Here is a 23,547-nt window from a genome sequence, read left to right as displayed (position 1 = left end):
TTTCGCCATGCGAGGGATGCTCGACGTAGCGGCTGATGCCCGAATCGTAAGCATTCAACAATCAGTGAACGTGATTTGTGAGTTTGCTGATGTTCGGTATCGGGCGCGTCAATCACCCGGTGCCTCCTCGTCCGCTTAAGCGGGAGTCAATCCCATAACGCGGCTCACTGGCCCTGCATCATCTGCAGGGGCGGCGAGCTTTTACTGATCAGGGGTCGGAGCCACGTCTAAACGACGTGGCGCCGGATGTTCCCCTGTTGAGAAAGGGCGCTATGACTATCTACTACGTTTCACCCACGGGCTCCGATAGCCAGGTCGGCACCCTCGACCGGCCTTTTGCTTCCCTGCAATATGCCCACGATCTGGCCCAGCCGGGCGACACCATCTATCTGCGGGGTGGCGTCTACAGCCTGAAAAATGGCGTCCAGCTGACGAATGACGGGGAAAGCGGCCGGCCGATCACAGTCACGAATTACCCGGGCGAGAAGCCGATCCTGGATGGGTCGCAGATGACGTCGAGCGCGTACTATGGGAGCTCTGGCGCCGGCGGCTGGGTGCTCGATGGGTCGAGCATTTCCTGGAACAACATTTCCGGACTGGAGGTTCGCGGCGGGCCGATGGGCGGCATCGTGATCCATGACGAGTCCCACAACAACATCATCGAGCGACTCGACGTGCACGACAACGGCCGGCTTTCCCAATGGGAAGGCAAGGGCGTCTCGCTCTTCGGGCCGGGCTCGAACAATCTCCTCCAGAATATCGATTCCCACGACAATCATGACCTGAGCGGCGACAACGCTGACGGTTTCCAGATCAGCACGACCGGCGCCGGCAATGTCTTGCGCGGCAACCGCGCCTGGAACAACTCCGACGACGGCTTCGATTTCTTCAATATCCAGGATGGCACGAAGGGCGCCGGTGTGCTCATCGAGGGCAACTGGGCCTTCAACAACGGCTACGACGCCTCAGGCAAGGCTGAGGGCGATGGCAACGGCTTCAAGCTCGGTGGCCAGCGGCCGGGGGGCGGCGCCGAATCCGGCGGCCACACCGTGATCAACAACGTCTCCTGGGGCAATCTGTCGAACGGCTTCGACCAGAACGATGCCAGCATCGACAGCGTTCTCCAAAATAATACGGCCTACAACAACGGGGCGTATAACTACGCCTACTGGTCTGGCCACAACAGCTTCGTCAACAATCTCTCGGCGGGCAGCGGCAAGCTCGCGGTCTCAGGTGCCGGAAGCGCGTCGAACAACTCCTGGAACTATACCGCCCCGACGAGCAACGACTTCGTCTCCCTCAACGATGCGGGTGCGCGTGGCGCGCGTGCTGCCGACGGCTCGCTTCCGACGACGGACTTCCTTCATCTCTCATCCGGCAGCACGCTGGTCGACAAGGGCAAGGATGTCGGGCTCTCCTATGCCGGGAAGGCTCCGGATCTCGGGAGCTTCGAGAGCGGTATGGCGACTGGTTCCAAGCCCCAGCCCGATAACCCGGGTATCGGAACCCAGCCGGACAATCCGGCGACCCAGCCCGACACCCCTGTAACCAAGCCTGACACCCCCGTAACCCAGCCGGACAATCCTGCAACCAAGCCGGACAATCCTGTCGAGACAGCCAAGGTTTTCGGAACCGACAAGGCCGACAAGATGGTCGGCACGAGTGGGAATGACTGGATCCACGGGAATGCCGGCTGCGACGTCATCGACGGCGGAGCAGGTAACGATACGCTTCTCGGCGGCAGCGGAAGAGACACGCTGATCGGCGGCCTGGGAGCCGATACGATGTCGGGAGGCGCCGGGCGCGACACGTTCATTTTCCGGTCGCCGTCGGAGAGCCTCCCGGGAGCCGGCAACCGGGACGTGATCGAGTGGTTCCAGCGCGGCACGGACAAGCTCGACCTCAGCCTGATCGACGCCAACACTGCTGTCAGGGGAGATCAAGTCTTCCACTTTGCCGGCAAGACGAGCGAGGTTGAGGCAAACTCGGTTTCCTACTTCCATAGCGACCACCACACCATCATCCAGGGCGATGTGGATGGGGACGGGCACGCCGATTTCCAGATCGAACTCAACCAGGCGATCAACCTCAGCCGTGATCACTTCATTCTCTAACGGGATTGATCATCACAATTATTCCGGCTCGCGCCCGCGCGAGCCGGTCAAAAACGGCCTCCCGTGGCTTCCAGGCTCGGGGTAGCGAAGACGACCAGGATGACGCGCCGCCTCGAGCCGGAGCGTCCAAACGCCTGAATGGCTGGTGCCGAGTGCCACCGCCAAGAATCTTTCTCGGTGGAGTCGCCGGTCTTGAGCGGCGCACCTTTTCCTTTGAACCGACGAGGTTCCATTGCTTCATCTTCTCCCGGCCCGCAATCTTCAGCATGCCGCTTCAACTCTTCTCGTTCAGGGCGGCGTCGCGCTGAAGGCTTACGGAGGTGCGCTTTTCGGGCGCCTTGCCAACCTTTCGCATTCCGCCCAGGGCGCGACGCGTGCGCCCGCAGGGCGAGAGATCATGGCTGCTTTCGGCATCGGTCAAGGCAAGACGCTCGTGCAGTCGCCGCTCACCGCAGCCATCTCCCAATGGCGCGGGGCACTTGTAGCGATCGCGGCCTTGAGTGGGGCCCTGAACCTGCTGACGCTCGGCAGTTCGCTTTACATGCTGGAGATTTACGACCGGGTCCTGCCGAGCCGCAGCATTCCGACGCTCGTCGGTCTCACCCTGCTGATCGTCATGCTGTACGTGTTCTACGCGCTTTTTGACATCCTGCGCGGCCGCCTGCTGTTGCGGATCGGCGGCGCTCTTGATGAAGGGCTGAATGGGAAGGTCTTCCAGGCGATCCTCTCGGGGCCGCTCCGGGCCAAGAGCGCCGGCGAGGGCCTGCAGCCGATGCGCGACCTCGACCAGGTTCGCGCCTTCCTGTCAGGCAGCGGTCCGGGGGCGCTGTTCGATCTCCCCTGGATTCCGCTTTACCTGGGCCTGTGTTTTCTATTCCACTTCTGGATTGGCGCTACGGCTCTGATCGGCACCATCGTTCTGGTCGCGCTGACCATACTGACCGAGCGGCTCACGAAAAAGCCGTCGGCGGCGGCGAGTGGGGCTGCCGCGCACCGAATTTCCATCGCAGAGGTCGGGCGGCGCAACGCCGAGGCCGTCCATGCGATGGGCATGGGCGGCGAGATGGGCGCGCTCTGGAAGGTGGTCAGCGACGAGCATCGGCGTCAACACCAGCGCGCCGCCGAAGTTGCAGGGGGCTTTTCCTCGACGTCCCGCGTGCTGCGCATGCTGCTGCAGTCGATCGTGCTCGGCGTCGGCGCCTACCTCGTCGTTCAGCAGGAAGCGACGGCTGGCGTCATCGTCGCGAGCTCGATCCTGACCTCGCGCGCGCTCGCTCCCGTCGATCTTGCCATCGGCAACTGGAAGGGATTTGTCAGGGCGCGCCAAGGGTGGGGCCGGCTGACGGAGATGTTCGAAGCCCAGCCGTCGGCGACAGTCGCGCTCTCGTTGCCTGCTCCGACGGAATTGATCACCGTCGAGGCTGCGTCCGTCTCTCCTCCGGGCGGGCAGCGCCTGACGGCGTCCAATGTCAGCTTCGTGCTTCGGGCGGGGCAGGGGCTCGGCGTCATCGGGCAGAGCGCGTCCGGGAAGTCCTCGCTTGCCCGCATGCTTGTTGGCGTTTGGCAGCCCCTGACCGGCACCGTCCGCATGGACGGCTCTTCTCTACGTCATTGGCGGCCTGAGGAGCTTGGGCACCATGTCGGCTATCTCCCTCAGGAGGTCGAGCTCTTTTCAGGGACCGTCGCCGCCAACATCGCCCGTTTCCGCAGCGACGCGACGGCCGAGCGCATCATCGAAGCCGCCAAGGCGTCGGGCGTCCATGAGCTTATCCAGCGCCTGCCGGAGGGCTATCAGACCCAGATCGGCGAGCGCGGAACGGCTCTTTCGGCAGGGCAGCGGCAACGCATCGCCCTTGCTCGAGCGCTCTACGGGAATCCCTTCCTGGTTGTGCTCGACGAGCCGAATTCGAACCTTGATGCCGAAGGCGAGCAGGCCTTGACCGACGCGATCTTCCAAGTTCGCCGAAGGGGCGGCGTCGTGGTGGTGATCGCCCACCGGCCGAGCGCCCTGACAGCTGTGGATCAGGTCCTCGTGATGGCGGACGGACGAGTCCAGGCCTTCGGTCCCAAGGACGAGGTGCTTTCCACCAGCTTGAAGGCGGTGCCGAAATCCGCCGGCATTTTCGATCGCGCAGCAAGCAGAATCTGATGGAGCTTAGAAACTTGGACGACGTCTCTCACCCCACCCGGCTTTCGATCCAACGCCATGTTCTTGCGGTCGGAATCAGCCTTGGAACCCTGCTGATCGGCGTGGGCGGTTGGGCTGCGACAACCGAGTTTTCGGGCGCGGTCGTTGCGCATGGTTCGCTCGTTGTCGAGTCGGAAGTGAAGAAGGTGCAGCACCCCACTGGCGGGGTCATCAGCGAGTTGCGCGTCCGGGACGGTGACCGCGTCAAAGCAGGCGACGTCATTGTCCGCCTCGACGAAACCGTGACGCAGGCCAACCTCGCCGTCGTGAGCAAGGCTCTCAACGAAGCCCTCGCGCAGCAAGCTCGACTCGAAGCCGAGCGCGACGGTGTTACGGAAGTTGTCTTTCCCCGCGAGCTATCGACAGCAGCAGAAAGCTCGCCGGATGTCGCAGCACTCCTAAGCGGAGAGCGCAGGCTCTTCGAGCTGCGAGGGACAGCGCGATCGGGCTTGAAGGCCCAGCACCTCGAACGCATCGGCCAGATGCGGGATCAGATCCGGGCCTTTTCGGAGCAAATCGTAGCGAAGGACCGCGAAGCCAACCTCATCGCGCAGGAGCTTGAGGGGGTGCGCGACCTTCACAGCAAGAAGCTCGTTTCGATCACCCGATTGAACGCCCTGGAGCGGGATGCTGCACGTATCACCGGCGAGAAAGGCACCCTGGTCTCATCAGTGGCTCAGGCCAAAGGCAAGATCACGGAGACCGAGCTACAGATCCTTCAGATCGATGAGGATCTTCGCACCGAAGTCGGCAAGACGCTCGCCGACCTTCGTGGCAAGATTTCCGAGCTGGTTGAACGGAAAGTCACAGCGGAGGACCAGCTCAAGCGCGTGGATATCCGGGCTCCCCAATCCGGCACTGTGCACCAGATGGCGGTTCACACAATTGGCGGCGTCGCCTCTCCGGGCGAAACCTTGATGCTGATCGTGCCAGCGTCCGATCGCCTGACGGTGCAGGCAAGGGTGCGACCTCAGGATATCGAGCAGGTATACTCCGGACAGCGCGCCGGGTTGCGCTTCTCAGCCCTCAACCAGCGGACCACGCCTGAGATCGAGGGCGAAGTGTCCCGCGTATCTCCCGATCTCACCGTCGATCAGCGGACCGGGCAAGACTTCTACACGCTTCGCGTCGCCATCTTGGACGGTGAACTCGAACGGCTCGGGGGCGCAAAGGTCGGGCCGGGCATGCCGGTCGAGGTTTTTGTGCGCACGCAGCAGAGAACGGTTCTCTCTTATTTCGCCAAGCCGCTTGCGGACCAGATCGCACGAGCATTCCGCGAGAGATAGGCGTCGTGCCCTCAGAGCCGAACGGTGTACGCCGCAACTTCCCTCCCGGGTGCCCGAACCCATGTCGGCCATCGAGCCGGCGTGGAAGGTAGGCGGGTTCGCGATCGAACCGGTCTTGCGTTCTTGCCAACCATCAAGAATTCTTTCTTGGGATCGGCTCGACTACGGAGGTGGTCGCAAGGGGCGCTGAAGTTGCCTCGGGACATGCTGGGAGACGCACATGCTAGGTGTGACAACCCTATCGAAGTTCGCGTGCGATAATTGTGGCAGCATCTCGGTCATTCTTCCTGCCGAGCTCATCGAATCGGCTGTTGTACGGTGCAGCGGCTGCGGTCGCGAGTACGGTCGCTGGGGAGAGTTCAAGCATGAGGTGGAGCAAATCATCTCCGCAGAACCACGTCGGATGAACTGGCCTGCTGCCGGTGCTGGGGACGCTCGGTTAGGCTAACCCGACCTTCTTTTCGAACTCGACCGGGCTGATGTCGCCGATGGTCGAGAAGCTCTCCATCGCGGCATTTGTCCCAGACATTGCCAGAGCGGCTCATCGAGCAGGTGATGATCATATGCGCATGGGACCGAGCTCAGCGTCATATCGCCCGCAGCAGTTGATCGATTTTTGTCGAGACCAGCTCTCGCGCAAAGCCGTTGGTGATAAAGACTCTGTCTTGGGAGATGCAGAGGTTCGTTGGGTCGGTATTTGGGCCGGTCGACACGAGGCCGTATGGCCGTCCATCCAGGCCGACGACGGCGATCATGTCGCCGACGCTTCCTGCCACCAGCAATCGATCCTCCGTCAAACACATGCCGTCGGGGGCGAAGCCTTCCGGAAAGCTGCAGAACAATTCCGGAGCAGCAACGCGGCCATTGTGCCAGCGAAAGCGGATCACTTCGCGTCGGCGCGTCAGATTGACGAGAAGATCGCCGTTGGGATGGAAAATCAGCCCATTGGGAAAACCCGGTAGCTGCGTCAGCAGTTCGACCGTGCCGTCCTCCCGGCGGACCAGCACGCGCCCGCCCCGATAGGCATCCGGATTCGTCTTCAGGACCTCCCAGTTCTGTGGATCGGTGAAGACGGCGTATCCCTCGGGCGACATCACGACGTCGTTGGGACGGTCGGGCTGGACGCCGCCTTGCGTGATGACCTGGACCGCGCCTGTCCGCAGGTCCAGCTCCTGCAATCCGCCCGGCATCGGCCGTTCGGCGTGGTGCAATGGCTGGCCTGGCCCCTGAGGGGCGATCCCCCCATTGTTGGCGATCCACAGCTTGCCGTTGCGGCCGAGGCACATGCCGTTCGGAGCCCCGTCCAGTTCGGCGAGCACGCTCACGCCGTCATCGGGATGCCAGCGGCGGATTCGGGCATGAAGCAGATCGACGAAGGCCACCCCTCCATCGGGCAAGACGACCGGTCCTTCGGGGAAACCCAGATCGCGGACGTGAACATCGTAGTCGATCTGGTTCATGGGATATCCATGGCAGGCATGACGAGCGAAGCGGAGCCGGACGGCAGCCGAGCAGCGGGGCGCGGCCGCTCGAGGTCACGGCCGGGAACGCCGATCGCATGATCGAATGCTGCCGGCATCAGTCCCGGCGCTCCCCCGTCAGGGCGTCAGCGAGAAGCGAAAAGGCTCCGGCGCACGACATGCTCGACAGCGCGACCATGGCGCTGTCAGTCTTCACGCGGGTTCGTGCGTGCCCGCTCAAGTCACCGAGCCCGGGTCAAGGCGCCGGCTGGTTCGAGATCGTGCAGCGCAAGGCGTCCTCGAGGCGCCGCAGGCCTTCCTCCGCCTCCGCGTCGGTCAGGACGAGGGGAGGGGCCAGCCGCACGACATTCGAATCCGAGCCTGACGGCGGCAGCACGATGAGGCCGTCTTCCGCGGCCTTCTTCACCACCCGCAGCGCGCGGGCGGGGTCCGGCGTCTTCGAGATGTTGTCGACCACCAGTTCGATTCCCATCGAAAGGCCCATGCCGCGCGCGTCGCCGACGCCGGGGATGTCTTTCACCCATGTCGCGAAGCGCGCATGGAAGGTTTGGGTCAGGTCCCGGGCGCGTGCGACGAGGTTGTCCTGCTCGATCACGTCGAGCGTCGCGAGACAGGCCGCGCAAGCCAGGGGATTGCCGCCATAGGTCGAGCTCAGGACGCCGGCAGGGAGCGCGTCGAAGAGCGCTTTCCGGCCGATGATGGCGCTCATCGGAATGCCGCTCGCGATGCCTTTCGCGACGCAGAGCAGATCGGGTTCGATCCCCAGACCCTGGAAGGCGAAGAACTGCCCGGTCCGTCCGAACGCGGCCTGGACTTCGTCCATGATCACCAGCGCCTGCAGCTTGTCCGCCAAAGCGCGCAAGCGCTTCCAGAAGACCGGCGGAGCCACATGGGCGCCACCGGCACCGAGGAAGGGTTCGACGACGATCGCCGCGATCTGACCGGTGGAGTTGATGCGGATCATCTCCTCCGCCATGTCCATGGTCTGGTTGGCCCAGTTCTCGGCGCTCGTGCCGGCCGGCCGGCGATAGCTGTTCGGGAACGGAACGACGATCGAACCTGGCACGAGCGGCCCGACGGAGCGCCGGTTGCCGGGCATGCCCGACAGGGAGGCGGTGCTGATCGACTTGCCGTGAAAGCCGTCGGCGAACGAAATGATCTCGTAGCGTTTTGTGGCCGCCTTGGCGATCTTCACGGCGCTGTCGATGGCTTCCGCCCCGGTCGTGGCCAGGGAGACCGCATCGAACCGGCCACCGGCAAAGCCGAGAAGCCGCTCGGCCACCTGGGCTCTCAAGGGATGCGGCGCGTCATAGCAATTGAGCAGCAGCCCGGCCTGCTCCTGAATCGCCTTGACGACATGCGGGTGGCAATGGCCGGTATTCGCGACAAGGACGCCCGATGAGAAGTCGATATAGTCGCGGCCGTCGACATCCGTCACGCGGGCGCCCGCGGCCTTGGCCCAGACGACGTTGTCGTGTCCGGGGGCAAGGTCCCAGATCGAGCGCCTTTCGGCGTTGATGATGTCCGCTGACCGTAACGTCTGCATCTTGTTCATGGCTTTAGGCTTTCAGGGGAAGGCGTGATGGCGGGAGGGATGCGGGCGATCGGGCTCAGCCTTCGATCTTGAGGCGGGGATCGAGCACGTCGCGGAGACCGTCGCCGAGCAGGTTCATGCCGAGGGCGGCGAGGCTGATCCCGAGCCCCGGGAAGAGCATGATCCACCAGGCTTCGACGGCGTAGTCGCGGCCCTCGGCGATGATGTTGCCCCAGGTCGGCGTCGGCGGCGGCGGCCCGATCCCGAGGAAGCTCAATGCCGCCTCCGCAAGGATCGCGTAGGCGAACACGAAGGTGAGCTGGACGAGCAAGGGCCCGATGCAGTTCGGCAGGATGTGGCGGGTCATGATCCGCCAGCCTCCCGCGCCCGCGATCACCGCGGCGGAGACATAATCGTGCTCGCGGATCACGAGCGCGGAGGCGCGCACGATCCGTGCCGTCCTGGGGATGTAGGACACCGCAAGCGCGATGATGACGCTATGCACCTGCGGGCCGAGAAAGACACTGACGCCGATCGCCAGCAGGATCGGCGGAAACGCGAGCAGCGCGTCCATGAAGCGCATGATCACGGAATCGAGCGAGCGATAGTAGCCGGCCAGGATGCCGAGCAATGTGCCGAAGGTGCCCGAGAGGATCGCGACCCACAGGCCGATCCACATCGAGAGCTGCGCCCCGTACAGGAAGCGCGCGAGGATGTCGCGACCGAACGCATCGGTTCCCATCAGAAAGCGGGCCGAGGGAGGCTGGAACCGGAACCGCATGCGCAGTTGCGTCGGGTCGGCCTCGACGAGGAGCGGGCCGAGGAGCACGGCGAGCAGCAGCGTGGCGACGATCGCGAGGCCAACGCGGAACGAGCGGTGGCGCAGGAGGCGCCGGGCCATCTTGCGGCTCCGCCCCAGGAAGGTCGGCGCCGCGGACATCGGGAGGGTCGCGTCAGTCATAGCGCACCCGCGGATCGACCAGCGTATAGAGAATATCGGTGACGATATTGATCAGGACGAAGATGAAGCCGAACAGCAGCAGCGACCCCTGAACGAGCGGGTAGTCGCGGGTCAGGACGGCCTGGACGACCAGCCGCCCGACGCCGGGCAGGGCGAAGACCTGCTCGACGATGACCGATCCGCCGATCAGCAGGCTGGCGATGTATCCGACGACGGTGAGGACGGCGATGAAGGTGTTGCGGAAGGCGTGGGTCCAGACCACGCCGGTTTCCGCCACGCCCTTGGCGCGCGCGGTGCGGATGAAGTCCTGATCCAGCACGTCGAGCATCGCCGAGCGCGTCATGCGCGCCAGAAAGCCGATCTGGAACAGCGCCAGCACGAGTGCCGGCTGGAGCAGGGCCAGGAACCAGGGGCCGACTCCGGCGGAAAGCGGGACGTAGCCGGCCGAAGGCAGCCAGCCCAGCGTGACGCTGAACAGGATGACTGAAAGGATCGCGATCCAGAAGGACGGTACGGAGACGCCGATGAGCGCGACCGCCATGGCGAGCGAGTCCAGCCAGGTGCCGCGGGCATAGGCCGCCGCGACGCCGAGGCAAATGCCGGCGGGTACCGTGATAGTCAGGGACACGACAGCGAGCGACGCGCTGACGGGGAGCCGCTCGGCGACGGCGGACACCACCGTCTGGTTGAGCTGCAGCGAGGAGCCCAGGTCTCCCCGGGCCAGTTGGAGCAGCCACGAGCCGAGCTGCTGGACGAGAGGGAGGTCGAGATGGAGCCGCGTCCTGATCTCCTGGATCGCGGCCTCGCTCGCCCCCTCGCCAGCCATCAGGACAGCCGGATCGCCCGGCAGGAGCTGCATCAGGAAGAAGGCGAGGACGGCAATGATGAGAAGGATCGGCACGGAATGTGCCATTCTGGTCAAGATGATACGTGCCACGCCATCGTCCTTGTTCTCTGGGGAGATCGTCGGGGAGGGAAGGCCTATTTGATTTTCACGTTCCAGAACCGATTGATGTAGTAATCGGAAAATCCGTCGACCTTGTTCTTGTTGTAGGCATTGATGTTGCCGGTATCGGCGATCTTGATCATGTAGGCTTGGCTCAGGACGATCTTCTCGATCTCGTTCCACGCCGCCTTCCGGTTGGCGAGTTCCGGCGACGAATAGAATTTGTCGAAGTTCTGATCGAGGGCGGTATCGCCCTTCACATGCGGGAAGTTGTAGATCATGAACTTCCACTGCTGCGGCCCGAGATTGGGGTTCGAGCAGAACGACGTCGCCGAGATATTCCAGTTGCCATTGCCGCTCTGCATGTTCGCGGCGTTGGTCCCCCAATCGACCAGCTGGATCTCAGAATCGATGCCGGCTTCCTTGAGCTGTTCGGAGAGGACGAGGCTGGAATCCCGGAAGGCGGGATAGGCTGCCGTCGTCATGAAGCGGATCTTCTCGCCGGGCTTGTAGCCGGCCTTCTTGGCGAGCTCAGCGGCCAGCTTCGGGTTCTTCTGGTCGTAATACTGGTTGTTGAGATCGCCGTTATAGTACTCGCCGCCGGGGATCGTCATCGCGTGGCTGCGCTTGGCCGGCCTGCCGAGCGCCGGGATCATCTCGTCCACAGCCATCGCGGCCCGGATGGCCTGGCGCATCTCCGGCTTGTCGGTGGGGGATTGCTGCGTGTTGATGATGAAGTATTGCTGGCACCCCAGGAGCTTGGTCGCCACGATCTCCGGGCGCCCGGCCAGCCGCTTTTCCATGTCCAGCGGCACATTGGCGATGATGTCGGATTCGCCCGTCTGCAGCGACGCGACCCGGGCGTTCGCCTCGGGCATGAAGCGGTAGCGGACGAATTTGGCGTCGGCGGTCTTCTTGCCGACCAGGCCATCCGCCGGCTTGCCGGTCTCGTCTGGTGCGTAGCCGTCGAAGCGCTCCAGCAGCAGATGGCTGTCCTTGCGCCATTCGGCCAGCTTGTAGGGGCCTGTTCCGATCGCCTCCACTTCGCGCGCCGGCTTGTCCTTCTGTTCCGCCGGCAGGATGACGAAGGGATAGACGGGGGATTTCAGGACATCGAGGAAGACGGCGTTCGCCTTGCTCAGGCGGATCACGAAGGTCCGCGGGTCTGGCGTCTCATAGGCCTCCACATCGGAAAGCGCGCTCGCATTGGGGCTGACCTTCGCATAGCGCTCGAACGACGCCTTCACATCGGCGGAGGTGAGCTCCTTGCCGTTATGGAACTTCACGCCCTGGCGAAGCGTGAAGATGAAGGTCTTCGAATCCGGCGACGTTTCGACCTTGGATGCGAGCATCGGCTTGGCGGCATAGCCCTCGTCCATGCCGACCAGCCCTTCGAAGATGTGGTGCACGACCTCGAGATCGGTCGTGCTGCTTCCGACATAGGGGTCGAGCGTGGCGGGGCCGGCGACGTTTCCGTAGACGATCGTGTCGTTCCGGGTTTGCGCCAGGCCTGCCGAGGAGGCCAGCAGCACTGCCGCCAATGCGGCGGTCGCGATGCCCAGTTTGTCGTTCCGGTGTGAAACATGTCGTGAAAGCAGAGACTTAACCACAGCGCGACCCCTCGGTTCGTTTTATGTCTATAGTCTATAGACAACGCTATGCCGCCTCTCATATGGTTGTCAACGAGGGTTGATGGCCGGAGCGTCCGGACGCCGGGAGGGGTGGCATGTTGTGTGACCGGGTATTGCGGCTTTATGCGTCGCAGGTCCGATCCAACGTGGCCGCTACCGGTTTGGGATGAGATTCATGGTGATGAACAAGGTGTCGCGGGACAATCTTGCCGCCCGCGTCTATGCGAATATCAAAGAAGCCTTGATGCAGGGGCGCTTTACGCCAGGGCAGCGGCTGAAGATCACGGAAATGGCCGCGCAACTCGGCGTCAGCGATACGCCGGTTCGCGAAGCGTTCATGCAGCTCATCCGCGAGCGGGCCCTGATCTCCAGCGGGCTCCAGAGCTTTTTCGTGCCGGAGGCTTCCTTCGACAGCTTCACGGAAGTCCGCGAGATCCGGCTGCTGCTGGAGCCGCTGGCCGCCACGAAGGCCGCGCTGCTCATCACCGCGCCGGGCATCGATATGCTCGAGACGGCCCATCGTGCGCTGATCGACGCCGAACAGCGCGAGGACTGGCGGGCCGCCGTCTATCACAACTACGAGTTTCACCTGGGTATCGCCAGGGCCGCGGGCGCGCCGAGCCTGTTGGGCATCCTGGAGAGCCTGTGGCTCCAGACGGGTCCGGCTCTCAATCTTCTCTACCCGCAGGCCCTGCCGAAATACGCGGAAACCCACCAGCACGACCGCCTCATCGAATGCCTCAGGCAGCGCGATGCGGCCGGCGCGGGGGAGGCGGCCAGGGCGGATATCGAAGAGGGCGGGGCGTCTCTCGTCCGGCTTTTGAAAGCGATCGACGACGGTTCGATCACGACCCCGATGCTCGTCGAGGCTGCAGCCTCACGCCGTGCCTAGATAAGTCCGAAGAGGTTGGAAATGGCCAAAGATTCGCCCGCGAGACCGGAATTCAAGCCGATCAACGTCCATAAGCGTCGCGTCACGGCGATGCACCCCGACAATGCCTGGCATCTGTCGCATTGGTATGAGACGCCGCGCGAGGACCCGGCCGTTCCGGAGGTCTACACTTATACGGACGCCCTTTCCTACGATCCGGGAGATGAGGTCGGTTTCCACACCAGCAGCACGGCGCAGACCTGGACGCTGCAGGTCTGGCGCGACGGCGCCAAGCCCGAGCTGGTCTACGAAGCCAAGGACCTGCCCGGACATTTCCATCCGACACCCGCGGCGGCCTATCGCGATGGCTGCGGATGGCCCGAGAGCCATCGCTGGAAATTGCCCGCGGACATGGCGTCCGGCTTCTATCGCATCGTCTCCATGTGCGAGCTCGAAAGCGGCGCGAATTTCCTCCAGCACCACTTCTTCGTCGTCCGCCCGGTGGACAAGAAGCCTCCTCGCGAGCGCTTCCTGCTGATCCTCTGCACATCGACCTGGCTGGCCTATAACGATTGGGGTGGCGCGAACTATTACGACGGTATCGACGGGCCTGAAGGCAAGCAGTGGTCGCCGACCCTGAGCTTCCTGCGGCCCTGGACCCGCGGCCTCGTCTGGCTCCCTCCGGGAGCACCCCGGCTCATCGACGCGACCAAGCGCCCGCCCATGGAGCCGCCGCGCTATCCGACGAAGGAATGGGCCTTCACCAACGGCTTCGCCCAGTATTTCGGGTCGTCCGGATGGGCCCAGTTCGAACGCCATTTCGTCGTCTGGGCTGAAAAGGAAGGCTACGAGTTCGATATCGTCACACAGAACGAGCTTCACTACCAGCCCGAGATCCTGAAGCGCTACAGCGCCGGGGTCATCGTCGGGCATGACGAATACTGGACGCGCGAGATGCGTGACGCGGTCGATGCTTATGTCGACGGCGGCGGCAACATGGCGCGGTTTGCCGGCAATTTCCTCTGGCAGGTTCGCATGGAGGACGATGGCCAAACCCAGGTCTGCTACAAGGAGCGGGCAGGCGCCGAGGACCCGGTCCGCGATACCGACCGCAAGCACCTGCTCACCTGTGCCTGGGAAGATGTCCGGCTGAACTATCCCGGGGCGACCACCTTCGGCGTCAATGGCAGCCGCGGCACCTATGTGTCATGGGGCGGCTTTGCTCCACGCGGCAGCAGGGGCCTGACCGTCTATCGCTCGAACCATTGGTGCTTCTCGGGCGTCGACATGCACTATGGCGACATTCTGGGCGAGGATGCCGGCATCGTGGCCTATGAGGTCGACGGGCTGGACTATGGCTTCAAGCACGGCCTGCCTTATCCGACCCGCGAGGACGGAGCGCCCGAGGGGATCGAAATCATCGCGATGTGCCCCGCCCTGATCGGCGAGGAGCAGTTCGATGGCGAGGGCTTCCGCTACTATCTCGGCGACCATGCGATCGATAGCCGTGCCAGGACCCTGTTCGGCACGGTTTCGGAGCAGACCAAGGAGCAGGCCAAGTACGGCTCCGGGATGATGGTCTCGATGAAGCGCGGCAAGGGCGAGGTCTTCACGGCCGGGCTATCGGAATGGGTGATGGGCCTCGCGAAGGGTGAGTTCTACACCCAGGCCGTGACCCGGAACGTTCTCGACCGCTTCACCAAGGGCTCTGCCTGATCGGTCCGCCGGCAAACCTGAACGCTGTTCCGCAAGCCTTCTTGTGAGGGAATTCCTGATGTCTACGCTCAATGTCAGGCCGCCGGAGCCCATCGCGGCAGGCGGCTTGCGCCAGCCGGCGATGCGGCTGCGAGACCCGCGCGCGCTCGCCGAGAAGGCGCGCCAGTTGCGTGAGGCTGTGATCCGTCTTGTCGCTCCCACCGGACAGGGCTATGTCCAGCAGGGCCTGGGGGCGGCGGATCTGTTCGCTACTCTCTATTTCGGCGAATTGCGGCTGGACCCGCGCGATTCCGACTGGGCGGATCGCGACAGGCTTTTGCTGTCGACCGCGCATAACACCGCGATCTTCTACGCCAGCCTGGAGGCCCGCGGCCTCGTGCCCGAGGTCGAGGGCTATTGCGCGGACGGCTCGCCGTTCGAGGTCAATGCATCGGAGCGTGTCGGCACCGCCGTCGAGGCGACGCTGGGCTCACTCGGCCAAGGTCTCTCGGTCGGCATCGGCATGGCCCTGAGCAACCGCAGGCGCGGCTCCGATGCGCGGGTCTATGTCGTCCTGGGCGATGGCGAATTGCAGGAAGGGCAGGTTTGGGAAGCGGCTCTGCTCGCCGGCAGCCTCGGCTTGTCCAATCTCTGCCTGCTCATCGACGACAATCAGATGCAGGTGGAAGGACATGCCGACGCGGTGATGAGGCTGGCCCCCATCGCCGACAAATGGAGAGCCTTCAACTGGGCGACCGAAGAGGTCGACGGCCATGACATCGAAGCGATGCTGACGGCGCTCGACCGGGCAAGGCAGACGAGCAACCGGCCGACATGTCTGGTCGTTCGGACGCTTCCCGGCAAGGGGGTTGCCGAGTTGGAGGGCATCTACGCCCACAACCTCAAGCTCCCTGCCGATGTTGCAGCCCGGGCACTGGACACTCTCGCCGGCCGGAGGGACGCCTGATGACGAATATCGATGCCGAAAGCCTTCTGGTGAAGGATTTCAATGCGCGCGGCGCGGCCGCCGCATCCGCTACCAAGCATTATGGCGAGGCGCTTCTCGAAGCCGCCAGGCAGGACCCGCGCATCGTCTGCCTGACGGCCGACCTGACCTTGCCGACCGAGACCGACCTGTTCCGCGATGCACTGCCCGACCGCTTCCTCCAGGTCGGCATCGCGGAAGCGAACATGATCGGCATCGCCGGCGGCATGGCGCGCAGCGGCGACATCCCCTTCGCGCACTCGTTCTGCGTCTTCGCGACCCGTCGCTGCTACGACCAGATCGCGATGCAGATCGCCTATCCGAACCTGAATGCGAAGATCGTCGGCGTCATTCCCGGCCTGTCGACGCTGCTCGGCGTTTCCCATCAGGCGATCGACGACATCGCCCTGATGCGGGCGCTGCCGAACATGACGGTCATCGAGCCATCCGGCCCCGGCCAGGTCCGGAAGGCGGTCGCGGCGATCGCGAACCATCCCGGGCCGGTCTATCTGCGCATGAAGCGTGCGGACGGCACTGAACAGGACCTGCCTTCGCTCGATGACCGCTTCGAGATCGGCAAGGCCCGTGTCCTCCGCGAGGGCAAGGATGGCCTTTTGCTGGGATGCGGCATGATGGTGCCGGTGATCCTGGAAGCCGCCGATATCTTGGCGGCATCAGGATTGGCGGTGACCGTCGTCGATGTCTCGACGATCAAGCCGCTCGATCCCGGCATTGTCGAGCTCGCTGCGCGCGCGCCCGTCGTCGTGACGGCTGAGAACCATTCCGTGATCGGCGGCCTCGGCAGCGCGGTGGCCGAACTGCTGATGGACGCGGGCGTCGCCAGGCCGTTTGCGCGGGTCGGCGTGCAGGATGTCTTTGCCGAAGGCGGCACGACGCCCTTCCTGTTCGATCGCTACGGTCTGTCCGCCAAGGCGGTCGTCGCCACATTTCGTCGGAAGCATGCAACGCGAGCCGGCTAGCTGCTCGCGCCGTGACGACGGCTCGATCGGTCGCTTCACGATTGCCGGCTTCGGAATGGCATCGCGAAAGCGATTGACACGATCAATATGATATATCCTATATTTATGCAGATGCCTCAGATCTGCTTGGGAGAGAGCTCATGTCGCGGCACGGATTCAGCAAACGCAGTTTTCTGATCGGAAGCGCGGCGTCGGTCGCGGCTGTTTCACTGCCTGAGTTCGCGCGCGCTGCCCCGCGCTCGCTGACCGCCGTCCTCGAGTCGGAGGTCGTGATCCTCGATCCGCATGCGACCACGGCCGCGATCACGCGAACCTTTGCCTACCATGTCTTCGATACGCTGTTCGCGATGGACACGGCCGGGACGATCCGGCCGCAGATGGTCGACAGGTTCGAAACCGCCCCGGACGGCTTGGCCTGGACCTTCACCTTGCGCGACGGCCTGAGCTGGCATGACGGGGCGCCGGTCAAGGCCTCGGACTGCGTCGCCTCGCTCAAGCGCTGGGCGAAGGGCGATGCGCTGGGCAAGATGCTGCTGGCGGCGGTGACCGCGATCGAGGCACGCGACGAACGCAGCTTCACGATCACCCTGCGCGAGCCGTTCCCGCTGATGCTCGATGTGCTCGGCAAGCCCAATGCGCCGATCCCGGCGATGATGCCTGAAAGGATCATTCCCGCCGGCGAGGAGCGCATCAAGGAGATCGTCGGTTCCGGGCCGTTCCGCTTCAAGGCGGATGCCTGGCGCGCGGGCGACCGGATGGTGCTTGAGCGTTTCGCCCAGTACAAGCCACGTGCCGAAAAGCCGGATTTCCTGGCCGGCGGCAAGGTCGTCAATGTCGACGAGGTGGCCCTCAAGACCATGCCGGACGATGCGACGGCGGCGTCCGCGCTGGTCGCCGGCGAAATCGATTACATGCAGTACCTGCCGTTCGACTGGCTCGAAAAGCTCGAAAAGACAGAAGGCCTGAAGGTCATGGGCCTGAAGGGCCTCGACATGTTCCAGGGCAATTTCAGGCTCAATCACGCGACGGGGCCTTTTGCCGACAAGGCTGTCCGCGAGATTCTCTGGAAGCTGGTCGATCAGACCGAGATGCTGGAAGCGATCGGGATTCCCGACCGCTACGTGATCAAGAACTGCCCCTCCTTCTTCATGTGCGATGCGCCTTTCAGCAGCGCGGACGGCGCTGCCGGTGCGAAGCTCTCAATCGCGGAAGCCAGTGCCGCCCTGAAGAAGACCTCCTACAAGGGAGAGCCCGTGGTCTTCCTGACAGTCGCCGGGTCGATCTCGCAGACGGCCGGTGCCGTTCTGGCCAGCAATATGCGCAAGGCCGGCTTCACCGTGGACGAACAGGTGATGGACTGGGGCACGGTGCTCGCCCGCCGGGCCAAGAAGGACGGCTGGAGCGTCTTCCCGGTCTATGCCAACGGCATCGACATGATGTCGCCGCTGACGCATTTCTACATCGGCAACAACTGCGTGAACTATGCGGGCTGGAGCTGCGACGCGGTCATCACCGAAAAGCTCGCCGCCTATGCCAAGGCGCCTGATCCGGCCACCCGCAAACGCATTGCGGCCGAAATCCAGGTCGAGGCCTACAAGGACACGCCCTCCGTGATGTGGGGCCAGTTCAGCCGGCCGGCTGGCTACCGCCTGCGCCTCAAAGACATCGTCCAGTCCAGCTTCCCGATCTTCTGGCAGCTCACGCTCGACGCGTGAGTTCGCCCAGATTCCGGCAAGAAACGAGGCCCAGACAGAGAATGACTATGGCGGCCAATACCAATCGCGAGGTCTTGCAGGCGGCACTGCCACCGCTTTCCGGCAGACTCTCCATCCCCGGATTGAGCGCGCCGGTCCGTATCCAGCGCGATGCCTGGGGCATCCCGCATATCAAGGCCTCTGGCGAGGCCGATGCCTATCGCGCGCTGGGCTTCGTCCATGCGCAGGACCGTCTTTTCCAGATGGAGCTGACGCGTCGCAAGGCGCTGGGACGCGCGGCCGAATGGCTGGGCGCCGAGGCCGCCGAAGCCGATATTCTCGTGCGCCGGCTCGGCATGGAAAAAGTCTGCCGGCGCGACTTCGAGGCCTTGGGCGCCGAGGCGAAGGACATGCTGCGGGCCTATGTCGCCGGCGTGAACGCGTTCCTGGCTTCCGGTGCTCCTTTGCCCATCGAATATGGCCTGCTCGGCGCGGAACCGGAGCCCTGGGAGCCCTGGCACAGCATCGCGGTGATGCGGCGGCTGGGGCTTCTGATGGGCTCGGTCTGGTTCAAGCTCTGGCGGATGCTGGCGCTGCCGGTGGTCGGAGCGGCGAATGCGCTGAAGCTCCGCTACGACGATGGCGGCCAGGACCTGCTCTGCATCCCGCCGGGCGTCGAGGCCGAGCGGCTCGAAGCGGATCTCGCGGCGTTGAGACCCGCGGTCGATGCTCTCCTGAAGGCGATGGGCGGCGATGCCTCCGATGCGGCTGGTGGCGGCAGTAACAACTGGGCGGTCGCTCCGGGCCGTACGGCGACCGGCAGACCGATCCTTGCGGGCGACCCGCATCGCGTCTTCGAAATTCCGGGCATGTATGCGCAGCATCATCTGGCCTGCGACCGCTTCGACATGATCGGTTTGACCGTGCCGGGCGTGCCGGGCTTCCCGCACTTCGCGCATAACGGCAAGGTCGCCTATTGCGTCACCCATGCCTTCATGGACATTCACGATCTCTATCTCGAGCAATTCGCGGGGGAGGGGCGCACGGCGCAGTTCGGCGACGATTTCGAGCCGGTCTCCTGGCGCCGGGACCGTATCGCGGTCCGGGGTGGCGCCGATCGCGAGTTCGATATCGTCGAGACGCGCCATGGCCCCGTCATCGCGGGCGATCCGCGTGATGGAGCAGCGCTCACGCTGCGCTCAGTCCAGTTCGCCGAGACCGATCTGTCCTTCGATTGCCTGACGCGGATGCCGGGCGCATCGACCGTGGCGCAGCTCTACGACGCGACGCGCGGCTGGGGCCTGATCGACCATAATCTCGTTGCCGGGGATGTCGCGGGCTCGATCGGCCATCTGGTTCGCGCCCGCGTTCCGTCGCGTTCGCGTGAGAACGGCTGGCTGCCGGTGCCGGGCTGGTCCGGGGAGCATGAATGGCGGGGCTGGATTCCGCACGAGGCGATGCCACGCGTCATCGATCCTCCGGGCGGAATCATCGTCACGGCGAATAACCGCGTCGTGGCCGACGATCATCCCGATTATCTCTGCACCGATTGCCATCCGCCCTATCGTGCCGAGCGGATCATGGAGCGTCTGGTCGCCAATCCCGCTTTCGCCGTCGACGATGCCGCCGCGATCCATGCCGATACGCTATCGCCCCATGTCGGGTTGCTGCGCGCGAGACTCGAAGCGCTTGGAGCCCGTGACAGCCTCCCCACCGAAGAGCTGAGGCAGACCCTCATCGCCTGGGATGGCCGCATGGATGCGGGCTCGCAGGCGGCTTCTGCCTATAATGCGTTCCGAAGGGCGCTGACGCGGCTGGTGACGGCCCGCAGCGGGCTGGAGCAGGCGATAGCGCATCCGTTCGCAGCGGTCGCGCCCGGTGTCTCGCCGCAGGGCCAGGTCTGGTGGGCCGTGCCGACCCTGCTGCGCGACGACGATGCCGGGATGCTGAAAGGCTGGAGCTGGAACGAGGCCTTGTCGGAGGCCCTATCCGTCGCTGCGCAGAACCTGACCGGACGCGGCTGGGGCGAGGAGCATCGGCCGCGTTTCACGCATCCTCTCTCCGCGCAGTTCCCGGCCTGGGCGACGCTGCTTGATCCGATGTCCCGCCCGATCGGTGGCGATGGCGACACCGTGCTGGCGAACGGGCTCGTCCCGTCAGCCGGGCCGCGGGCGACCTACGGCGCCCTGTCGCGTTACGTCTTCGATGTCGGCGATTGGGACAACAGCCGCTGGGTTGTCTTCCACGGCGCCTCCGGGCATCCGGCCAGCCCGCATTACGCCGACCAGAATGCGCCATGGAGCGACTGCGCGATGGTGCCGATGCTCTATAGCTGGGACAAGATCGCCGCGGAGGCCGTGACCTCGCAGGATCTCGTCCCCGCTTAAAAGCCGCAGCCTCCGTCAGCCTGCCGTTACGTTTTGTGGCAGGCGCGGGGTGCGTAAGCCCGCCGTTTCGCCGCCATCGACGGTCAGGACGGCGCCGTTCACATAGCTCGACGCGTCGGACAGGAGCCAGGCCGCGACATCGGCGACTTCTCCCGGGGTGCCGAGCCGGCCGGCCGGAATGCGCAGCTCAAGTTGCTCCAGCCGCAGCGGATCGGCCAGCACCTTGTCCATCATCCGCGTCGCGATCTGACCGGGGCAGATGGCGTTGAAGCGCACCTCCGCGCCATATTCCAGCGCCAGCGCCTGGGTCATGGCGATCACCGCCGCCTTCGAGGCGCAATAGAGCGCAAGGCCCTCCTCGCCGGCCCGGCCCGCCACGGACGCGACGTTGACGACGGCGCCCTTACCCGCCCGCAACCCCGCGAGCGCATGGCGCGTGAACAGGAAGGCGCTGCGCGCATTGGCGTTCATCACGGCATCCCAATCCGCGATTCCCGCTTGCGCGAAATCCATGCGCCGTCCGAGGCCTGCATTGTTGACGAGGCCGAGCAGGCGCCCGCCGCCGAGATCGAGCGCGGCTTCGACCGCATGGCGGCAATCCGCCTCGCGCGTCACGTCGCCCTCGACGAAATGCGCGCCGGGGGTGGCCGCCGCCAGCGCCTCGCCGGCCTCACGGTCGCGGCCGGTGAAGACGACGCCGCGCGGCGCCAGCCGTTCGACGCAGGCCCGGCCGATGCCGTGGGTGCCGCCGGTAACAATGATCATGCCGTATCCTCGATCATTCAGCTATTCGCCAGCCGGGCGCGGCCATAATCGGCATAGCGCGCGAGCACGATGTCCATCTCGGCCGGTGTCAGATGCATGATCTCGCCGGCCTGGCGCGCAAGGAGGTATTGCCGCGCCAGCATCTCCAGCTTGACCGTGCGCGCGAAGGCCTGCGCCAGGCTGGCGCCGATGCAGACCATGCCGTGATTGGCCATGAGGCAGGCGCTATATCCGGTCTTCAGGGTCGCGACGACGCCACCGGCCAGAGCGGTCGTGCCGAAGGGGGCATAGGGGGCACAGGGCACCTCATGCCCGCCGAAGGAGGCGACCATGTAATGGAAAGGGGGTATCGGCCGGCGCAGGCAGGACAGGGCCACGCAGGAATCGGGATGGGCATGGATCACCGCCTGCGCCAGTCCGTCCGCATAGAGGCCGCCATGGATCGCCCACTCGCTCGACGGGACGCCATGCGAGAGCGTGGTACCGTCGAACCGGGTCAGGACGAAATCCTCGGGGGCGACCGTCGCCCCATCGGCACCGGTCGGGCTGATCAGCATGTGCTCGCCCCAGCGGATGCTGATATTGCCGGCATTGCCGAGGCTGAGGCCCGCGCTCTCGATGCTGCGGTAGACCCGGCAGAGCTCCGCGCGGGCCTCGCTCTCCTGCATCGCGATGCCGCTCATCGCCGTTCACCTCGCTCCATGCTCGCCAGCATCGGCAGCAGCATGTCCTCCGGGCCGAGCTTGCCGGATTTCAGGCAGAAGGCGAGGGGCTTCGCCCCATCGGCCAGGGCCTGCGAGACACCCGGAGCGCGATAGGCGCCAACCTGCAAGGTCCGGATGCCGAGCCTGTCGAGCACGGCCCCCGAGGTTTCGCCGCCGCAGATCAGGAAGCGCGTCGTGCCGGCTTCCCGGAACGCTTCCGCCAGCCGGGACAGGATCTCCTCGGCCAGCGAAGCTGCGACCCGCTGGCCCAGGCGGGCCTGCGCTGCGGCAACCGCCTCGGGGCCGGCGGAGGTTGCGATCGCGATCGGGCCACCCTCCAGGCGTGGCAGCCCCCAGTCGAGCGCCTCGGCCACGATCCGGTCGGCATTCCCATCGGCGAGGTCGAGCATCAGGACGGGACGCTGCTCGCCGAAGATTTCGAGCTGACGTCTTGTCCTGTCGGCGCAACTGCCGGCCAGTACGACGGCCGGCCCTGGAACTGCGGGGAGGCCCGGTGCGCTCGGTTCGGGCGCGACGAGGCCGCGCTCGCGCCAGAGCGGCGGGTAATAGGCGGAGATCGAGGAATTGCCGGTCATCAGCGGCCAATCCACCGTCAGCGCCGCCAACGCGGCGAGGTCTTCCGGCACGGCCGCATCGGCGAGCGCAAAGCCCGTCCCACTGGCGACGAGCCCATCACAATGGTGCTTCATCGCCTCCAGCCCGGCGCGCACGATCTGTTGCGGGATGAGCCCGACCGGTGTCGCCGTCTGCTGCCTGAGCACGCGCACGAGGTCCGGATCGGTCATCGGCGTCAGGGGATCGTGACGTTTCGGCGATTCCGAGATCAGCCGGTCATCGGCGAAGAGATGCCCCTGGAAGACGCGCCGGCCGGCTTCGGGAAAGGAAGGGCAGAAGGCGGTCAGCTTGCTCCCGGTCAATTCGCGCAGGACGTCGGCGCAATTGCCGATATTGCCGGCCGGCGTGGAATCGAATGTGGCGCAGTACTTGAAGAAGATTTGCCGCGCGCCTTGCTCCTTGAGCCAGGTGCCGGCCCTGCGGATATCGGCGACCGCCACTGCCGGATCGGCGACGCGCGTGCGCCGGCCGATCACGATCGCGGGATGCTCCAGCTCGTCCGGCGGTTCCGTCGCAAAGGCGCAAGGGACGCCTGCTGCGACAATCATCGCGGCCAGTTCGAGGCCACCGGTCAGATCATCGGCGACCGCGCCGAAGACGAGATTCATGAGCGCCTTCTCCCCCGGCGCCCGCCCTGTTTTGCCCGCATCGCGAGCCGGACAGATCGGGCACTGTCGATCGTTCAAGTT

The 23,547-nt window shown here is 64.8% G+C and carries 17 protein-coding genes; 9 read left to right on the top strand and 8 right to left on the bottom strand.

Annotated elements, in window-relative coordinates; translation table 11 throughout:
• The first annotated feature begins 272 nt into the window (after nt 1-272).
• The 3 genes from ACWIEX_RS19690 (at nt 273) to ACWIEX_RS19680 (ending at nt 5,588) form a co-directional block, all read left to right on the top strand.
• A complete protein-coding gene (locus ACWIEX_RS19690) occupies nt 273-2,114 on the top strand; it encodes a right-handed parallel beta-helix repeat-containing protein (protein WP_454034653.1) in 1,842 nt (613 codons plus the stop codon).
• A 232-nt stretch (nt 2,115-2,346) separates the two neighbouring features.
• Nucleotides 2,347-4,263, top strand: a complete 1,917-nt coding sequence (locus ACWIEX_RS19685) for a type I secretion system permease/ATPase (RefSeq protein WP_454034652.1) — start codon at nt 2,347-2,349, stop codon at nt 4,261-4,263.
• Nucleotides 4,263-5,588: an HlyD family type I secretion periplasmic adaptor subunit gene (locus ACWIEX_RS19680; protein WP_454034651.1), complete on the top strand. Its 1,326-nt coding sequence runs from the start codon at nt 4,263-4,265 to the stop codon at nt 5,586-5,588. The genes ACWIEX_RS19685 and ACWIEX_RS19680 overlap by 1 nt, the downstream gene beginning before the upstream one ends.
• Nucleotides 5,589-6,175: 587 nt before the next feature.
• On the opposite strand, the gene ACWIEX_RS19675 is transcribed toward ACWIEX_RS19680, so the two are convergent.
• The 5 genes from ACWIEX_RS19675 to ACWIEX_RS19655 form a co-directional block, all read right to left on the bottom strand.
• Nucleotides 6,176-7,048 carry an SMP-30/gluconolactonase/LRE family protein gene (locus ACWIEX_RS19675; protein WP_454034650.1) on the bottom strand — a complete coding sequence of 291 codons (873 nt, stop codon included), beginning with the start codon at nt 7,046-7,048 and terminating at the stop codon, nt 6,176-6,178.
• A gap of 256 nt (nt 7,049-7,304) precedes the next feature.
• Nucleotides 7,305-8,624, bottom strand: a complete 1,320-nt coding sequence (locus ACWIEX_RS19670; RefSeq protein WP_454034649.1) for an aspartate aminotransferase family protein — start codon at nt 8,622-8,624, stop codon at nt 7,305-7,307.
• 55 nt (nt 8,625-8,679) lie between these two features.
• Entirely contained in the window at nt 8,680-9,564 is an 885-nt protein-coding gene (locus ACWIEX_RS19665) for an ABC transporter permease (RefSeq protein ID WP_454034648.1), read from the bottom strand.
• Nucleotides 9,557-10,501, bottom strand: coding sequence for an ABC transporter permease (locus tag ACWIEX_RS19660; RefSeq protein WP_454034647.1), 945 nt, complete (start codon nt 10,499-10,501; stop codon nt 9,557-9,559). Before ACWIEX_RS19660 ends, ACWIEX_RS19665 begins: the two co-directional genes overlap by 8 nt.
• Nucleotides 10,502-10,545: 44 nt before the next feature.
• Nucleotides 10,546-12,042 carry an ABC transporter substrate-binding protein gene (locus ACWIEX_RS19655; protein WP_454034820.1) on the bottom strand — a complete coding sequence of 499 codons (1,497 nt, stop codon included), beginning with the start codon at nt 12,040-12,042 and terminating at the stop codon, nt 10,546-10,548.
• A gap of 274 nt (nt 12,043-12,316) precedes the next feature.
• On the opposite strand from ACWIEX_RS19655, the gene ACWIEX_RS19650 reads away from it, so the two are divergent.
• From ACWIEX_RS19650 to ACWIEX_RS19625, 6 genes are all read left to right on the top strand, one after another.
• A complete protein-coding gene (locus ACWIEX_RS19650; RefSeq protein WP_454034646.1) occupies nt 12,317-13,033 on the top strand; it encodes a GntR family transcriptional regulator in 717 nt (238 codons plus the stop codon).
• Nucleotides 13,034-13,054: 21 nt separating this feature from the next.
• Nucleotides 13,055-14,728 (top strand): N,N-dimethylformamidase beta subunit family domain-containing protein, encoded by a 1,674-nt coding sequence (locus ACWIEX_RS19645; RefSeq protein WP_454034645.1) that lies wholly within the window; start codon nt 13,055-13,057, stop codon nt 14,726-14,728.
• 58 nt (nt 14,729-14,786) lie between these two features.
• Nucleotides 14,787-15,674, top strand: coding sequence for a transketolase (locus ACWIEX_RS19640; protein WP_454034644.1), 888 nt, complete (start codon nt 14,787-14,789; stop codon nt 15,672-15,674).
• Entirely contained in the window at nt 15,674-16,672 is a 999-nt protein-coding gene (locus ACWIEX_RS19635; protein ID WP_454034643.1) for a transketolase family protein, read from the top strand. Before ACWIEX_RS19640 ends, ACWIEX_RS19635 begins: the two co-directional genes overlap by 1 nt.
• 140 nt (nt 16,673-16,812) lie before the next feature.
• A complete protein-coding gene (locus ACWIEX_RS19630; RefSeq protein ID WP_454034642.1) occupies nt 16,813-18,387 on the top strand; it encodes an ABC transporter substrate-binding protein in 1,575 nt (524 codons plus the stop codon).
• 47 nt (nt 18,388-18,434) lie between these two features.
• Nucleotides 18,435-20,753, top strand: coding sequence for a penicillin acylase family protein (locus ACWIEX_RS19625; RefSeq protein WP_454034641.1), 2,319 nt, complete (start codon nt 18,435-18,437; stop codon nt 20,751-20,753).
• A 15-nt stretch (nt 20,754-20,768) separates the two neighbouring features.
• On the opposite strand, the gene ACWIEX_RS19620 is transcribed toward ACWIEX_RS19625, so the two are convergent.
• The 3 genes from ACWIEX_RS19620 to otnK are packed head-to-tail and all read right to left on the bottom strand — an operon-like array spanning nt 20,769 to nt 23,466.
• Nucleotides 20,769-21,518 carry an SDR family NAD(P)-dependent oxidoreductase gene (locus ACWIEX_RS19620; protein WP_454034640.1) on the bottom strand — a complete coding sequence of 250 codons (750 nt, stop codon included), beginning with the start codon at nt 21,516-21,518 and terminating at the stop codon, nt 20,769-20,771.
• 17 nt (nt 21,519-21,535) lie between these two features.
• Complete coding sequence (locus tag ACWIEX_RS19615) at nt 21,536-22,201, bottom strand: class II aldolase/adducin family protein (protein ID WP_454034639.1); 666 nt, start codon at nt 22,199-22,201, stop codon at nt 21,536-21,538.
• Entirely contained in the window at nt 22,198-23,466 is a 1,269-nt protein-coding gene (gene otnK, locus ACWIEX_RS19610; protein ID WP_454034638.1) for a 3-oxo-tetronate kinase, read from the bottom strand. Before otnK ends, ACWIEX_RS19615 begins: the two co-directional genes overlap by 4 nt.
• Nucleotides 23,467-23,547 lie beyond the last annotated feature (81 nt).

This window comes from Allobosea sp. NPDC055353 (assembly GCF_053644975.1).
This window is presented reverse-complemented; position numbering and strand designations above follow the sequence as displayed.

What these genes read in the sequence shown, in the direction of transcription:
- otnK (WP_454034638.1), bottom strand. Translation starts at nt 23,466, where the DNA reads ATGAATCTCGTCTTCGGCGCGGTCGCCGATGATCTGACCGGTGGCCTC.
- ACWIEX_RS19625 (WP_454034641.1), top strand. Translation starts at nt 18,435, where the DNA reads ATGGCGGCCAATACCAATCGCGAGGTCTTGCAGGCGGCACTGCCACCG.
- ACWIEX_RS19665 (WP_454034648.1), bottom strand. Translation starts at nt 9,564, where the DNA reads ATGACTGACGCGACCCTCCCGATGTCCGCGGCGCCGACCTTCCTGGGG.
- ACWIEX_RS19670 (WP_454034649.1), bottom strand. Translation starts at nt 8,624, where the DNA reads ATGAACAAGATGCAGACGTTACGGTCAGCGGACATCATCAACGCCGAA.
- ACWIEX_RS19635 (WP_454034643.1), top strand. Translation starts at nt 15,674, where the DNA reads ATGACGAATATCGATGCCGAAAGCCTTCTGGTGAAGGATTTCAATGCG.
- ACWIEX_RS19680 (WP_454034651.1), top strand. Translation starts at nt 4,263, where the DNA reads ATGGAGCTTAGAAACTTGGACGACGTCTCTCACCCCACCCGGCTTTCG.
- ACWIEX_RS19675 (WP_454034650.1), bottom strand. Translation starts at nt 7,048, where the DNA reads ATGAACCAGATCGACTACGATGTTCACGTCCGCGATCTGGGTTTCCCC.
- ACWIEX_RS19650 (WP_454034646.1), top strand. Translation starts at nt 12,317, where the DNA reads ATGGTGATGAACAAGGTGTCGCGGGACAATCTTGCCGCCCGCGTCTAT.
- ACWIEX_RS19640 (WP_454034644.1), top strand. Translation starts at nt 14,787, where the DNA reads ATGTCTACGCTCAATGTCAGGCCGCCGGAGCCCATCGCGGCAGGCGGC.
- ACWIEX_RS19630 (WP_454034642.1), top strand. Translation starts at nt 16,813, where the DNA reads ATGTCGCGGCACGGATTCAGCAAACGCAGTTTTCTGATCGGAAGCGCG.
- ACWIEX_RS19620 (WP_454034640.1), bottom strand. Translation starts at nt 21,518, where the DNA reads ATGATCATTGTTACCGGCGGCACCCACGGCATCGGCCGGGCCTGCGTC.
- ACWIEX_RS19615 (WP_454034639.1), bottom strand. Translation starts at nt 22,201, where the DNA reads ATGAGCGGCATCGCGATGCAGGAGAGCGAGGCCCGCGCGGAGCTCTGC.
- ACWIEX_RS19690 (WP_454034653.1), top strand. Translation starts at nt 273, where the DNA reads ATGACTATCTACTACGTTTCACCCACGGGCTCCGATAGCCAGGTCGGC.
- ACWIEX_RS19645 (WP_454034645.1), top strand. Translation starts at nt 13,055, where the DNA reads ATGGCCAAAGATTCGCCCGCGAGACCGGAATTCAAGCCGATCAACGTC.